Consider the following 13,386-nt stretch of genomic DNA (forward strand, 5'->3'; position numbering starts at 1 on the left):
TACAGCTCGATAACCTCCTGCGGTGAGTGAATACCAGTACTACGAGTTCCTGGCGGTTGACCGGCCGTTGAGCAAGCGGGAGATGGCCGAGGTACGGTCATTCTCGACCCGGGCGACGATCACCCCGACCAGCTTCGTCAACAGCTACAACTGGGGCAACTTCAGCGGTGATCCCCGAGAGCTTGTCGAGGAGTACTACGACGCGTTCCTCTACCTCGCGAATTGGGGCACCCGTCACCTGATGCTTCGGCTGCCCAGCGGTTCGCTCGATCTCACCACCGCCGAACAGTACTGCTGGGGCGGCTCGGCCTCGGTGTGGGCAACAGACGACCACGTCATCCTCGATCTGATCTACGAGAACGACGGGGAGGAGTGGGACTGGGAGGACGATGACGGCGAAGGGCTGCTGGCGTCCATCGTTCCCGCCCGCGCCGAGTTGGCCTCCGGCGACCTACGACTGCTCTATCTGGCCTGGCTACTGAGTGTCGGCCGCGACGATGTCGACGAGGACGACCTGGAGCCGCCCGTGCCGCCGGGTCTGGGCGAGCTTAGCGGGGCGCTGGATTCCCTCGTCGACTTCCTGCGCATCGACCGTGACCTGCTCGCCGCCGCGGCCGAGGCCAGCCCGACCCGGGTCGAACGCCCCGAGTCGTCGGCGGAACTAGCCCGCTGGCTGCGGAAACTGCCGACCGCGAAGAAGGATGACCTGCTGCTGCGCGTCGCCGAGGGCGGTGCGGGCGGCGTACAGGCAAAGTTGCTGCGGGATTTCCGGGCCGCGACATCCGACGATGGCACGGGCGAGGCCGGACGCCGCACCGTGGCCGAACTGTGGGTGGCGTCCGAGGTACGCGGAGCTGAACGGATACTCCAGGCCGAGCGGGACGCGTCGGAGGAGCAGACCCGCCGGGAACGTGCGGCGGCGCTCGCCCGCGAGCGACGCCTCGACGCCCTGGCGGCAGGCGGCTCGGAGCGGGCCTGGCGGCAGGTCGGCGAGCTGATTGCCGCGAAGAAAACCAGCGGGTACGACGCGGCCGTGGCGCTGTTGGAGGATCTGCACGCGCTCAGCGAGCGGGATGGGCGGACCGACGAGTTCGTTCGGCGTCTCGATGCGCTCCGGTTGGAGCACGCGCGGAAGCCGACCTTCGTGCAACGCGTCGACCGAAGCACCCTCCCACTCACCTGAGTCGTCGTCACGGCCGCCCGTCAGTGGTCGTCAGGCGTGGAATCTCGGTCGGCCCGTCCACGCGACTCGGCGGATGGTCGGATCCGTCATAGGGTGAGCCCATGGGCATGCTGTGCGCGGTCAGTTTCAACCGTTACGGCCGCCTCTACTACCTCGATCCGGGCGGGCTGCGGCCGGCGGTCGGCGACCGGGTGCTGGTCCCCACCGACGAGGGGACCGAGGTGGCGGAGTGCGTCTGGGCCGCGCAGTGGGTCTCCGACGACACCAGCGGCTTTCCCCGGCTCGCCGGCCTGGCCAGCGAGGAGGACCTGCGCCGCGACGAGATGCTGCGCAAGCGGAAGGCCGAGGCGAAGGTCGCCGCGAAGCGGCTGATCCGGGAGCACAAGCTCCCGATGAAGGTCGTCGCCGTCGACTGCGTCGTCGAGTCGACGCCGAGCGGCGGGTCGAACGGGTCGCGGATCACCATCTACTTCACCGCGCCGCACCGGGTCGACTTCCGGTCCCTGGTCCGCGACCTGGGTGCCACTCTGCACTGCCGGGTCGAGCTGCGCCAGCTCTCCGCCCGGGACTCGGCCCGGGTACAGGGCGGCATCGGCTCCTGCGGGCGTGACCTCTGCTGCGCCACCTTCCTCACCGACTTCGAGCCGGTGACCATCCGGATGGCCAAGGACCAGGAGTTGCCGCTCAACCCGCTGCGCATCTCCGGCGCCTGCGGCCGACTGATGTGCTGCCTGAAGTACGAGCATCCGCTCTATGCCGACAGCGGCAACTATCCGAGCCCGGGTCAGCGAGTCCAGACGCCGGCCGGCCAGGCGAAGGTCGTGTCCCGGCACGTCCCGAGCGAGACGGTGACGGTCCGACAGCTCTCCGACGGTTCCGTCAGCCGGTGTGCCCTGGCCGACGTCTGCGGACCCCGCCGGGCCTACGACTCGCGCCCCGCGACGACGACCGACTAGCGCCTGGAAACGCAGAGACCCCCGGGGGGAGAGGGCCGGGGGTCTCGCGGGCGGTCACCGCTGCAACGGTTCCCGCCGCCCCGGCACGGCTGGATTGGCGTGCCGGGGCTGGGTGATGAGGCAGGTCGGTCAGCGGCGCCGGGGAACCCAGTGGAGGATCTGGCCGGCGATCAGCGCGGGGTGGGTGTCGGGCATTGCCTGCAGTGCGCGGGTGAGGTGTGTGCCGAGGTACATCATCAGCCCCACCCGGTCGCCTTTGAAGCCGAGCAGCAGGGCCAGCCGGGCCGGTGCGCACGGCCAGGGATCCGAGCAGGTCCGGCAGCGGTACGACCGTGCCGGGGTGTGCCGACCAGCCGGGTAGCGCCGGTGGGCGAGCCGTCGCATGTGCCGGTACCAGCGCTCCTGCGGCCCGATCACGGTTATGTCCGGCCGGCTCGCTCGGCCCGGCGCCGCCGTTCGCCGTAGCGGCCACGGTAGGTCTGGGCGGGTGTCAGAGCGCCGGCCCGGCCGATCTGGTGCCGCGCGCACGGCGAGTCCCAGAACGGGTCGTTGGTGGCTCGGGTCCGAGGGCGGGCCGGCGGCGCCGGGACGATCGGGTCCAAGCGCAGCACGACCTCGGGTACGGGTGACGAGGCCCGCATGCCGGCCCGGTACTCCTCGTCGGTCATCGGCCGGATGTAGGGCGTGAATGGCTTCGGGACCCGTTTCGCGGAATCCGGGCAGATCCAGCGATGGCCGCACCGGCAGTACAGCCAGAGTCGCCGCCAGTCCCGTCGGTGTCGTCGCCGCCTTTCCAGTATCATTTCTGATCACCTCTCCGGGTGCTCGGGGTCAAGGCGCGGGGACGATCGGCACCGAGCTCTCCCATCCACTCGACAGCAGAGATCCAATTCGGATGGATTGCGGATCGCGCCCAGGGCGTAAATCGCTCTCGATGCCCTTCTGTCTGCCGTCCACTCTGTACTGGTGACCCGTGGTGCAGGAAGATGCCTGAGGAGTAGTGGTCGGCGACTGATGAAGAACGAACCCCAGTAGGCCGGAGCAATGGAGTAATAGAGATGAACGATCTTCGGGAACTGATTCGCCGCGAGCGCAACAGACAGAGGCTGACGCAGGATCAGACCGGTGCGGCCGTCAGCATCTCGGCATCCTCCATCGGGGCGTTCGAGACGGGCCGCATGGTGCCGATGCCCGACACCGCAAAGGCGCTGGATGCGCTTTTCGAGACCGGGACCGAGATTCAGGAGTTGTCGGCCAGGGCGCGGGCCGAGGGGGCGGCCCCGTGGCTGCGCTCCTGGACCGACAACGAGCGGCGGGCGACCCTGATCCGCTGGTTCGAGCACTCCCTGATCCCCGGTCTACTCCAGACCAAGGCGTACGCCCACGCGATTCTGGCGGTCGGACCGCACCGGAGGGACAAGCTGGACGAACTGACAGCCGCGCGGCTGGAGCGGCAGACCGCGACGCTCGACCGCGAAGACCCGCCGACGCTCGTGGCGATCATCGGTGAGGCGGCCCTGCGGTACGGCGACCGAGCGCTCATGAAAGAGCAGCTCGAGCACCTGGTCGACGTCGGCGAGCGGCCGAACGTGCACGTCCGGGTACTGCCCATGGCGGCCGGCCTGCACGCCGGCTTGGCCGGCGCCTTCGTCCTCGCCAGTCTGCCCGGGGCCGGAAGCCCTCGCCTCGCCTACCTGGACGACCAACTGCGCGGCCGGACCATCGCGGATGCCGAGGAGGTGGGCGAACTCGACCGGACGTGGGAGAGTTTGAGTGGCCTCGCGCTTCCGTGTGGCCCGTCCCGAGACCTGATCCTGAGGATTATCGATGAGTACAACTGAGCCGACCTGGCGGAAGTCCAGTCGTAGCAGTTCAAACGGCGGCGCGTGCGTCGAGGTGGCCGACGGCCTCCCGGGCCGCGTACTGGTGCGGGACAGCAAGGATCCGGACGGGCCGCTCCTGACCTTCGATGCCGTGCGGTGGCGCGCCTTCGTCAGCCTGGCGAAGCGGCACGCCTGACCGGTCCCGACAGCCGGGTCAGCGGAGTGTGAACGGCGGTTCGGCGAGCCGGAACGGCAGTGGATGGCGTGGCGTCAGCCAGGCGGCGTCCGGGGTACCGTCCGGCTCGGCCTGCCAGCGCCGGCAGATCCGGTCCACCGCGATCGGATAGCCGGTGAGCGTACCGTCGGCGGCGATGTGCAGCCGGAGGAAGCACTTGGCGTCCTCGATGCCCTGCCCGGCGAAGAGTTCGTTGAGGTTGACCCCGAACGAGCCGGCGACCAGCAGGTAGAGCGCGGTGAGCTGGCTGGCGACCAGCCCCGCGATCGGCCCGTAGACCACCGCGGCCGCGACCACCGGCAGCGGCCACGGCCAGGCGTGGAAGAAGAGCTGGAGCCAGAGCCAGGTGCCGGCGGCGGCCAGCCCGATGTGCCCGAAGCCGTGACAGAGCCCGAGGATCCAGTGCCGGGCGTGCCGCTTGCCGCTCGCACTGGGCGGCTTGGCGAAGAAGACCGCACCGACCAGCGTGACGACGAGCATGATCGCCAGCGGGATGCTGAACAACCGCTGGGCCGCCGCCTCGGAGCGCGGGGCGACCACGCCGGCCATGGCCAGCATCAACAGCGTGTGCAGCCCGCCGAGCAGGGTGGCGAAACCCGGGTTACGCAGCGGCAGCCGGCCGAAGATGCCCCAGCCGTACCGCCGGGACCGGGCCGCGTCCGGATAGCGCCCGGCCAGATCGTACGACTGGCTGGTGCTGGCCCGGCGGACCAGGGTGTCCCTCGGCGGCACCTCGATGCGGCCCGGCAGCTTGTGGGTCGGGTAAAGGTAGGCGCCGCCGCCACCGCAGGTGACCAGGGTGCGGTCCGGTCCGGTGTACCGGGCGTAGTGGTGCAGGTCGCCGGAGAGCAGCAGCCGGACCCGGGCGCCGGTCGGCGCGATCACGGTACGGAGGAAATAGTCGATGGTGTCGTACTCGTCGGGCTTGTCGACGGCCTTGACCCAGCTCGGCTCCGGCACGGCGATGATCACCCGTGACTCGGCGGTGAGCCCCTTCGCCGCCTCCTCGAAGTAGCGCAGTTGCGGGTCGTCGAGGTAGACCCCGGACTGCCCGTCCAGCCCGAACAGCCACCAGCCGGCCGGCAGCTCCACGGCGAAGTAGGAGCGGCCCTGCGGGGTGTGCCAGCCGCCGACGTTGTCGTCCCGGGAGCGGACGAAGAGCCGGAGGAACGCGGTGAGGCCGTCGTACCAGTCGTGGTTGCCGGGGACGGCGTAGAGCGCCGGGGGCGGGCCGTCGGCCGGCGGCTGCGGCAGAGCGGCCTGGTAGGGGCCCTTGCACCGGTTCTCGTACGCCTCGCCGCTGGCCGTCGGATAGACCTGGTCGCCACCCATCAGCAGCATCTGGCCGCGCGGCAGCCGGTGCCCGTCGACCTCCAGTTCCGGGCGGGTGAGCAGATAGGCGACCGAGTAGGTGGCGTTGAACCCGTCACCGAGGTCGGCGACGAAGTCCAGCCACAGGTCGCCGTCCGGGCCGACCTGCCGGGTCACCGTGCTGGGCAGCGAGTTCTGCAACTCCCGCTTGTCGAGGTACGCGCCGAAGAGCAGCGCCAGCAGGGTACGCAGCCCGGTGCTGACCAGCAGCAGCGGCGCCAGCCAGGGCACCGGGCGCTGCGGGGTGAAGCCGAGTTCGCTCGGGTCGAGGCTGCCCGGCCGGGGTGGGGCCGCCGGTTGCGCCGGGACCGGCGGCGCCTGGTGATCGGTCATCGATGGCAGCCTAGTCGGGGCGCCCGTCGTGGTACTGTCCGCCCGCTGACCGATCCGGCGCTGGCGCGAGGTTTCGCCAGGTCCGACCGCTTCCGGCCGCCCTGCCCGGGTACCCACCGGGAAACCCCCGAGCCGGGCCGGCGCCCGGTGTCGTACACTTGCCGGCGTTGCCGCCTTAGCTCAGTCGGTCAGAGCGACGCACTCGTAATGCGTAGGTCGACGGTTCGATTCCGTCAGGCGGCTCGGAACAGAAGCCCAGGTCATCGGCCTGGGCTTCGCCGCTTCCGAAGGTCGACAACAGCGCCGCTGGCCCGTCGAGTCCTTGAATGGTCCTTTGACCAGCCATCCGTGATTTTCTTCTAAACTCAGGACTCGGTCAGTATGCCGCGGATCACCTCGGCGGCGTCCCCCTCGATGGGGTCGTTGTCGACGTTGCCCCGGACGGCGTCCACCACGGCCGGGATGTCCCCCGGGGTCACCGCCAGGTCCCGCAGTCGTTCGGTGAGCCCGAGGACCCGCCGGATCTCGGCGACGCCGTGGTGGACGTCCGGTGCGGAGAGCAGGCCGGCGAGCCGCCGGAAACGGCCCGTCGCGAACGGTTCCGCGTGTCGCAGCCAGGCGGGATAGAGCGCGGCGAGGCCACGGCCGTGCGAGACATCCGGCGCCACCGACGCCATCGCGTGCTGGAGCCGGTGCGGTAGGCAGGTGCCGACGGTGGCGACGTTCACGCCACCCAGCAGCGCCGCGAGGCAGCAGCCCTCCCGTACGGCACGGTCGCTCCGCCCGGCCGACAGCGCGGGCAGGTGCTCCGCGAGGAGCAGAATGGCGCGCTCGGCGAGCACCTGGCTCACCGGGTTGGCCGACCGCGCTACGTACCCCTCGATGGCATGGGCCATCGCGTCGAACCCGGCGTCGGCCACCGTCCGGCCGGGAACCGTGGCGACAAGATCCGGATCTATCACCGCGACCGCCGGATACAGATCCTCGCCCCGGATGCCGGCGCGCAGGTTGCGTGCGGTGTCGGTGACGATGGCCCCTCTGCTGATCTCGGAACCGCTGCCGGCGGTGGTCGGAACGGCGACGACCGGCAGGGAGCCTGGTTCGGGATCGAGCGTGCGTCCCACCAAGGGGCCGCTCGCCGCGTGGTTGACCCCGACCGCCACGGCCTTCGCCGCGTCGATGGCGCTGCCGCCCCCGAGTCCGACCACCACGTCACAGGCGTGTCGCCGGACCAGCGCCACCGCCGCGTCGACCTCCTCCGCGTGTGGGTTGGGCCGAACGCCGGCGAACACGGTCGCCCGTACTCCCGCATCCCGCAACAGCCCGGTGACCCGGTCGGTCACACCGTGCCGGCGCATCGCCGCCCGGCCGGTGACGACAAGCGCGTGCCGGCCGTGGTGGCGCGTGAGCTTTCCGACGTCGGCGAGTCGTCCCGCCCCGAACACGATCGTGGTGGGTATCCGTAGCTCGAACACGCGACAGCCTCACAGCGCATAGGCGGCCAGGCCGGTGGACTCCGGCAGACCGGTCAGCAGATTCATGTTCTGGATCGCCGAACCCGCGGCTCCCTTGCCGAGATTGTCGGTCACGGCGACGACCCGGATCACCGCGTGCGTGGCGTCGTAGTCCGTCCCGACATGGCAGAAGTTCGACCCGACGACGTCGGCCAGCCGTGGGTAGAGGTCGTACTCCTTCTCGTTGAGCCCACCGCGGCGCGGCTGGTCGACGACGCGGACGAAGTATTCGCCGTCGGCGCCGCTTCCGTACGTCTTCCGGTACCGGTCGAGTACCGCGTCGCGGTCCAGGTCGTCGCGCCATGCCGTGCCGACGGACAGGCTGGCCGTCAGGAAGGTGCCGCGGACGAAGGGTCCGTAGGCCGTACTCAGGTCCATCGACACTGGTCGCCCGCCGAGGCGCCCCAGCACGGTCTCCAGCTCGGGGGCATGACGATGGCCGTTCAGGCTGTACGACAGCATGGATCCGGCGACCTCCGCGTGCATGAGCCGCGGGTGTGGGGCGGTCCCGCCGCCCGACGTACCGTTGATGGCACTGATCCGGATCAGCGACGACCAGTCGACGAAGGCGGCGCCGAGCAGGGGATACAGCGCCAGCAGTGCGGTGATGACGTAGCAGCCCGGATTCGCGACCAGCCGGGCGGCGGTGATCTCGGCGCGGTTGAGTTCGCTGATCCCGTACGCCGCCTTCGCCAACAGCTCGGGTGCCAGGTGGGGGCGACCGTAGACGCGCGTGTAGACGTCGGGATCGGCGAACCGGAAGTCGGGGCCGAGGTCGACGACGCGGGTACCGGCGGTCAGGAAGCGTGGTGCCATCCGCATGGCCTCCCCAGGGGGCGCGCAGAGGAAGGCCACGTCCGGGCGGGCGTCCAGAGCCTCGTCCGCGGAACGGTAGACGAGCCCGCAGCCGCGCAGGTTCGGGTGCGTCTGGTCGAACGGCAGATCCGAGCGCGACGTCGGCAGGATCTCGCCGACGTAAGGGTGTCCGAGCAGCAGGCGGCAGACCTCGCCGCCGGTGTGGCCGGCGGCCCCGACGACCACCGCGGTGAGACCGGTCGACTCGGCACCGCGCCCAGCTTGTTCGCCTCGGCCGGGAGTGCGACCACCTCGATGACCCGGATCCACCCGCAGGCCGTCACCGGCCATGAACACCTCCCTGTGGTCGGCCGCCGTCACGCAACGCGGTGCGGCACCGGGTTTCCGGCCAGCGCCGCCTCCCCGACGACCGCGCTGCGGGAGACGTTGACGAGAACTGTTGACGGCCGCATCAATGGGCTCTGGTCGCACCCGGCCACAATGGCCACCCACCGACTCGATCAGCGCCTTCTGGGATCATCTGTCCGCGAAATTGATCGAAGCTCGTGACAATCTATCATGGTTGATTTGTCGAGGGGGGGTCGGTAAAGTGCGTCTCAAGCCCGGGGTTATTGATCAAGCCGACCCGAGGGGGTTTCCCATGAACGTCGAGGCGACATCCGGTTTCGGCGCAAAGCTACGGAGTCGGCGTCAACAGATCAAGCTGAACGAACATCATCTCGCCGACCGTCTGGGTATCAACGCCGAGACGGTGCGCGAGTGGGAACAGAGCCATGACCTGCCGGATCTGACCCTGGCCCAGGTGTCCGATATCGCCAAGGCGCTCGACACCAACCCGGCGACACTGGTGCCGGGCCACAGGAGCGATCTCGACAACGGCGTCAAGCTACAGTACGCAGGCGATGCCGACGCGATCACGGGAAAGCGCGGCGGGGCGGAATACTACACGTACCACTGTCTCGTTCGTACCCACACGGCGCCGAACATGGTGCCATTGTTGGTCGACGTGCTGCGGCAGGGCGAGGACGAGTCGCAGTTTAACGCCGGGCACCCAGGGGGTGAGTTTATCTACGTTCTGGAGGGCGATGTCCACATGCGCTGGGGCGACCCGGAGGCGCCCTCCAAGTCCGATCTCCCGCAGGGCTCCAGCATCTACATCGCACCCTTCGTGCCACATGCATTCGTTGCCACCACGCCTACGGCACGGCTATTGGCGGTCAACTTCTGACCTTCCGGGAAACGTCACTCCGTCAGGTTGATCGATTGCTTCCAGTGCGGGCAACTCGAAGATCTCACCGCTGGAGCATCGGTGCCTCACAGGGGTAGTATGACCCGACTGCCGCCAGCAGCCATCAACAGAAGGTAAGGCACGGGCGAGATAAATTTAAGACTGTGGATTCGTGCCGAGGATGTGTCAGATGCCGGAGCAATCTGGGCCCAGTGATGGGATGTGGAGCGTCGACCATCCCGTTCTCGATGCGTTGCGAGAGCGCCGTCGAGCCAGGAGTCAACCGGGTCAACGCGCCGACGATCACAAGATCGGGCTGGCCGTGGAGGGCGGCGGCATGCGCGGGGTGGTCTCCGGGGCCATGCTGGCGGCGCTCGAGGAGTTCGGGTTCGGCTCCGCCTTCGACGCGCTCTACGGTTGTTCGGGTGGCGCGATCAACAGCGCCTATTTCGTCGCCGGCGAGGCGTGGCGGGCGCTTCCGATCTACTTCCAGGATCTTCCCAGCCGGGATTTCCTGCGGCTGGGTCGATTTCTGCGCGGTGGCTCGGCGCTCGATCTTGCCGTGGTCTTCGATGAGATCATGGAGCAGGTCCGGCCACTGCACTACGACCGGGTGCTCAGCTCACCGGTGCCGCTCACCGTGGCACTGACGATGGTCGACACCATTCAGCCGTACGCCGCGACCGACTTCACCACCCGGGAAGATCTCAAGGCGGCGCTCATGAGCACTTCCTGGCGGCCTGTGCTGGTGCGGGGTGCCGGCGTCTACCGGGGAGAGCGGGCGATCGACGGTTCCGTGCTGACCTCGTTGCCATACCGGATGGCGGTCGACGACAACTGCACCCACGTGCTGTCGTTGAGCACCTTCCCGGCCGGTAGCTACCAGGCCCGGCCGTCGCCGTTCATCCGATTGACCGCCCGGCACGTGGAGCGCCTGCGAAAGGGGTTGGGCGCCGCCTACCTGGCGGAGGTCGCGCGCAAGCACAGCGACCTTCAGCGGCTGGCCCGGCTCCGGCACGAGCCCGGCGCGGAGCGACCGTACGTCCTGGACCTCGCGCCGATGGCCGGCCAGCCCACCCTCGCGCGTTGGGAACTGCGGCCGCGTCCGTTGCTCGCCGCCATTACCAGCGCGTACGAGATGGTCTACGCGGCTGTGGAAGGGCTGCCCTCATCGACGATCGGCACCGGCGCCTTCACGGCCCTGCCCCGCTGGACCGTGGTGCGGCCGTAGCCGGCTGGGGGCCTCGGCCGCCCGGCTCCGCGGTCAGGAGCCACTTGCGGATCTCGTCGTGCCGGAACTGGTACGCCGCTCCGTCATGTCGCAGGATCTCCAGGTCACACGCCCGCTCCAGTGCTCCGATCATCCGCAGCGGCCCGCAGCGCGTGATCCACAGCATCAGTCGGACGAGCACGAAGGCCGGCCACGGGGTGAAACAGCACGCCAGGACGAGCCCGATGCTCGCCCCGAGCGCCGCGCCGTTCACCGGTGAGACGTTTGGTGAGTGGGTTGCCGGACCGGCCACGGCCGGGTAGTGGGACGTCAGCACGTAACGGAGCGCCAGCATCGTGCCGAGCGCGGCCACGGTGGGCACCACGAGGTACGCCAGCGCGACGATGCGACCGTAGCTGAGCGTCAGGCTGGGTGTCACGGCGAGTGGTTCCGCAGACGGTTCCGTGATCCACTTGACGTAGCCCCCGGTGAGGCCGACCGCGAATCCGGCGGTCAGTCCGTAACTCAGGCCGATCACGCCGCCGTAGGTCACCGCCTCCTCCAGTCCGCCGGCGAACCAGGACCGGGCCGCCCCGACCAGCCCTCCGCCGACGCCGATGGCCAGTCCGCTCGCGGTGCCGAAGGCAAGGTACGGCAGCAGCCGTCGCTCACGGCGGGCGCGAGAGATGTTGATGAACGAGGGCTGCTTGGGTTGCTCGGTCACCTTCAGCCAGTACGTAAGGGCTCCGGCGAAGACGATCGAGATGCCCATGCCGAACACCGTCGTGACGCCACGGAACAACCCGGCGGACGGCCCATGCGAGATTCCGTCCTGGAGACCCGTCACCGTCGCCGCGGCCATACCGCCCAGCAGCCCCACCTGGAACACTCCCGTCAGGGACCGCTGCATCCGCGGGATCAACGCGGTGGCCACGCCCAGCGCCACACCCAGCTCGACCGCCACGAAGACCGCGTCGAACCAGTCGAGCAGGAAGGCTGACACCGCGAGAACGCCCGAACCGCCGACCACCCCGGTCAGCGCACCCGCGCGCAGACCGGCGAGGCTGCCCCGGGTCAGACCGATCACGATTCCCACCGCCATCCCGACCGCGATACCGCGTTTGAGCCCTTCCGGGAAGCCGATCGTGAGCAGGTAGGTCAGCGTGAGGACGATACCGGCGATGAGCGCCCACTGCCGCGGGCTCAGCCACTGGTACAGCCGCCACCATTCGATCGTCGGCTGATCCGTGCGGCGCAACCTGTCGGCCATGAACCCCAGCCAGCGGGTCCGCGGCCCCCGGCCCGGCGGGGCCGGCCCCCGCGTGTTCGGTCGGTCAAACTTCCACAGCAGGTCGCCGATCAGGGCGCTCCGGATACCTGCCTCGTTCACTCCCGCGACGCTGCGAACGAACTCCTGCGGGTCGAGGATCCCGTCGCTGTAGCGCCGCCGGACCAGCGCCGCGTACAACGGGACGGCCATCACCCGCTGGAGCGGACTGCCGGTCCTGTCCCTCAGCACCTCGAACAGCGGCCGCCACTTCTCGGAACCCAGGGCGGCCCGTAACGCCTCCGATCCCTGCGGCCGCCGGGCCTGCCCGTCGCTGAGCACCACGTTCAATACGGCTCGCACGCGCGACAGCTTCCGCTGGGCCGGGGCCGGACCGGACCGACCGTCCGGATAGGTTTCCGCTCCGTACAGATAGGTGATCGCGTCGTCCACCTGCAGCGGGTGCAGGGTCACCCGGGTTGCCCCGGCGAGCGCCGGGCGACCCGCGGTGACCGCCACGAAGCTGTGGGTGCGGCAGGTGAGCAGTAGTGGCTGGCCCACTGGAAGCGAGCGCTCGATGTCGTCCAGCGCGACCGGACGCGCATGATCGGCTATCTCGTCGAGGCCGTCCAAGACGAAGATGATCCGACGGGTGTCGATGAGCCGACGTGCCGCCTTGGTTCCGTAGACGCCTGAATTCTCAAGGAATGGGTAAAGCTCGAACAGTTTGCGCTCCGCCCACGCGGTGAATGCCTCGTTGTCAGGGCTCCATGACGACAGGCTGAGCATCACCGGAACAGGATCCCGTTCGCGACGGCGGGCGAGGTAGCTGAGTGTGAAGAGCAGCGCGAAGACCGATTTACCCGCGGCACCGTCGCCCAGAACAACGAGTCGGTGCGACGGCGCCCTGTCGAACAGGTCGAGAATGGCCGACTCGTACTCGCTCAGCCGCCGCCACCGCAGTTCGCCGTCCGCCTGCTGCGGGACGACGGCGCCCCGGGGCTCGGTGAGCAGCGTGCCGGTGGTTGACCAGCGGATGTTCGCGGGCTGGGTGTCGCGCAGACCCCGCAGGACCCCCTCCTGCTCCCACTGCACCGATATCGTTTCGGCCAGTTCCCGGACGGCGAGATCAAGCTGGTCGGGGCGGGCCGGCTGGGTACCGGTCCCGAAATTGTTGTTAACGACCCAGAGCAGGGCGGAGGTAAGGGCTACCAGTGCCGCCAGGATGCTGGAAATCTCGTCTGCCCGGCCCGTACCGCCGACCATCCATGATCCAATAAGGATGAGCGCGGCGACGGAAAAGACAATCGCCGCGACACGCCTGACGACCCGCGAGCGTCGCACCAGACAAGTGTGTCAGAGCCGTACCAGCGCGGTCGGTTGCGTGTCGCGGACTTCCACCCGCTATGAATACTCCCAGCGAAACCGAAATCGACTGGAGGGATCTCGC

At 69.2% G+C, this 13,386-nt stretch carries 12 protein-coding genes and 1 tRNA gene; 7 read left to right on the forward strand and 6 right to left on the reverse strand.

What is annotated here, in order from left to right; all coding sequences use genetic code 11:
• Positions 1 to 22 precede the first annotated feature (22 nt).
• Both EV371_RS09120 and EV371_RS09125 read left to right on the forward strand, forming a co-directional pair.
• A complete protein-coding gene (locus tag EV371_RS09120; RefSeq protein ID WP_130461661.1) occupies positions 23 to 1,183 on the forward strand; it encodes a hypothetical protein in 1,161 nt (386 codons plus the stop codon).
• Between the two features lie 101 nt (positions 1,184 to 1,284).
• Positions 1,285 to 2,139 carry a regulatory iron-sulfur-containing complex subunit RicT gene (locus tag EV371_RS09125; protein WP_130461662.1) on the forward strand — a complete coding sequence of 285 codons (855 nt, stop codon included), beginning with the start codon at positions 1,285 to 1,287 and terminating at the stop codon, positions 2,137 to 2,139.
• Positions 2,140 to 2,268: 129 nt separating this feature from the next.
• On the opposite strand, the gene EV371_RS09130 is transcribed toward EV371_RS09125, so the two are convergent.
• Entirely contained in the window at positions 2,269 to 2,556 is a 288-nt protein-coding gene (locus EV371_RS09130) for a hypothetical protein (RefSeq protein ID WP_130461663.1), read from the reverse strand.
• 2 nt (positions 2,557 to 2,558) lie between these two features.
• A complete protein-coding gene (locus tag EV371_RS09135; protein WP_130461664.1) occupies positions 2,559 to 2,807 on the reverse strand; it encodes a hypothetical protein in 249 nt (82 codons plus the stop codon).
• 390 nt (positions 2,808 to 3,197) lie between these two features.
• Here EV371_RS09135 and EV371_RS09140 point away from each other — a divergent pair, with 390 nt between their 5' ends.
• Together EV371_RS09140 and EV371_RS09145 are read left to right on the forward strand one after the other, a co-directional pair.
• Positions 3,198 to 3,980: a Scr1 family TA system antitoxin-like transcriptional regulator gene (locus EV371_RS09140; protein WP_130461665.1), complete on the forward strand. Its 783-nt coding sequence runs from the start codon at positions 3,198 to 3,200 to the stop codon at positions 3,978 to 3,980.
• A complete protein-coding gene (locus tag EV371_RS09145) occupies positions 3,967 to 4,158 on the forward strand; it encodes a DUF397 domain-containing protein (RefSeq protein ID WP_130461666.1) in 192 nt (63 codons plus the stop codon). Before EV371_RS09140 ends, EV371_RS09145 begins: the two co-directional genes overlap by 14 nt.
• A gap of 18 nt (positions 4,159 to 4,176) precedes the next feature.
• On the opposite strand, the gene EV371_RS09150 is transcribed toward EV371_RS09145, so the two are convergent.
• Complete coding sequence (locus tag EV371_RS09150; protein ID WP_130461667.1) at positions 4,177 to 5,901, reverse strand: metallophosphoesterase; 1,725 nt, start codon at positions 5,899 to 5,901, stop codon at positions 4,177 to 4,179.
• A gap of 169 nt (positions 5,902 to 6,070) precedes the next feature.
• Here EV371_RS09150 and EV371_RS09155 point away from each other — a divergent pair.
• Positions 6,071 to 6,144: transfer RNA gene (locus EV371_RS09155), tRNA-Thr, on the forward strand.
• 122 nt (positions 6,145 to 6,266) lie between these two features.
• Here EV371_RS09155 and EV371_RS09160 read toward each other — a convergent pair.
• On the reverse strand, positions 6,267 to 7,376 hold the full coding sequence (locus EV371_RS09160) for an iron-containing alcohol dehydrogenase (RefSeq protein WP_130461668.1): 1,110 nt from the start codon (positions 7,374 to 7,376) through the stop codon (positions 6,267 to 6,269).
• A 9-nt stretch (positions 7,377 to 7,385) separates the two neighbouring features.
• A complete protein-coding gene (gene argC, locus EV371_RS09165; protein WP_130461669.1) occupies positions 7,386 to 8,561 on the reverse strand; it encodes an N-acetyl-gamma-glutamyl-phosphate reductase in 1,176 nt (391 codons plus the stop codon).
• A 310-nt stretch (positions 8,562 to 8,871) separates the two neighbouring features.
• Here argC and EV371_RS09170 point away from each other — a divergent pair, with 310 nt between their 5' ends.
• A complete protein-coding gene (locus EV371_RS09170) occupies positions 8,872 to 9,459 on the forward strand; it encodes a cupin domain-containing protein (protein ID WP_165436638.1) in 588 nt (195 codons plus the stop codon).
• Between the two features lie 190 nt (positions 9,460 to 9,649).
• Positions 9,650 to 10,690 carry a patatin-like phospholipase family protein gene (locus tag EV371_RS09175; protein WP_165436639.1) on the forward strand — a complete coding sequence of 347 codons (1,041 nt, stop codon included), beginning with the start codon at positions 9,650 to 9,652 and terminating at the stop codon, positions 10,688 to 10,690.
• On the opposite strand, the gene EV371_RS09180 is transcribed toward EV371_RS09175, so the two are convergent.
• Positions 10,653 to 13,202, reverse strand: a complete 2,550-nt coding sequence (locus EV371_RS09180; protein WP_130461672.1) for a hypothetical protein — start codon at positions 13,200 to 13,202, stop codon at positions 10,653 to 10,655. The two genes, EV371_RS09175 and EV371_RS09180, sit on opposite strands and share 38 nt — an antisense overlap.
• Positions 13,203 to 13,386: the final 184 nt, after the last annotated feature.

The sequence above is a fragment of the Plantactinospora sp. CNZ321 genome (assembly GCF_004217235.1).